Genomic DNA, 1,252 nt, shown 5'->3' with positions numbered 1-1,252 from the left:
TCGCGATCTGGCTGGCGATGCGGCAGCCCTCGGCGAAGTCTTCTACACGACGCCGATGAAGGCGCTGAGCAACCAGAAGTACGCCGAGCTCGTGGACGTCTACGGCGAGTCCGAGGTCGGGCTGCTCACCGGCGACACGAACGTGAACCCGCGGGCGCGCGTCGTCGTGATGACGACCGAGGTCCTGCGGAACATGATCTACGCGGACTCCGACCTGCTCGACGACCTCGCGTGGGTGGTCCTCGACGAGGTGCACTACCTCGCCGACCGGTTCCGCGGTGCCGTGTGGGAAGAGGTGATCCTGCACCTCCCGACCGAGGTCCGTCTCGTCTCGCTGAGCGCCACGGTGTCCAACGCCGAGGAGTTCGGCGACTGGTTGCAGACCGTCCGCGGCGACACCGACGTCATCGTCTCCGAGGACCGGCCGGTCCCGCTCGAGCAGCACGTGCTCGTCGGTTCGAAGATGGTCGACCTGTTCGACTCGAGCGGTGCCGCGGCGACGAACCGGGTCAACCCGGAGCTCCTGCGCCTCGTCGGCGGAGCCTCCCGCAGCGAGCGACACGGCGGTGGACACCGCGGTGGCCGCGGGCGTGGCGGCTACCACGACCGTCGCGGGCCCCGCACCGAGAAGCTCCACCGCGAGCGCATCGCGCACATGCTCGACGAGCGGATGCTGCTGCCGGCGATCTTCTTCGTCTTCAGTCGCAACGGGTGCGACCAGGGCGTCCGCAACGTCCTGCGCTCCGGCCTGTCGCTGACGACGGCCCAGGAACGCAACGAGATCCGCGAGACGGCGGAGTACCACTGCCGCACGCTCCTCGACGAGGACCTCGCCGTCCTCGGCTACTGGGAGTGGCTCGAGGGGCTCGAGCGCGGGGTCGCCGCACACCACGCCGGCCTGCTGCCCGCCTTCAAGGAGGTGGTCGAGGACCTCTTCCAGCGCAAGCTCCTCAAGGTCGTCTTCGCGACCGAGACCCTGGCGCTCGGGGTGAACATGCCGGCCCGCACGGTGGTCCTCGAGAAGCTCGAGAAGTTCAACGGCGAGGCCCGTGTGCCGATCACGCCGGGGGAGTACACGCAGCTGACCGGTCGTGCCGGCCGCCGCGGCATCGACGTCGAGGGGCACTCGGTCATCCAATGGTCGGACGGCCTCGACCCGCAGGGCGTCGCCTCACTCGCCAGTCGGCGGACCTACCCGCTCAACTCCTCGTTCAAGCCGACGTACAACATGGCCGTCAACCTGATCGACCAG

General features: G+C 69.0%; 1 pseudogene. It reads left to right on the top strand.

What is annotated here, in order from left to right:
• Window positions 1-1,252, top strand: a pseudogene (locus I5E_RS21155) (DEAD/DEAH box helicase); the annotation flags it as partial.

This window comes from Curtobacterium sp. B18, assembly GCF_000333375.1.
Classification (GTDB): domain Bacteria; phylum Actinomycetota; class Actinomycetes; order Actinomycetales; family Microbacteriaceae; genus Curtobacterium.
This window is presented reverse-complemented; position numbering and strand designations above follow the sequence as displayed.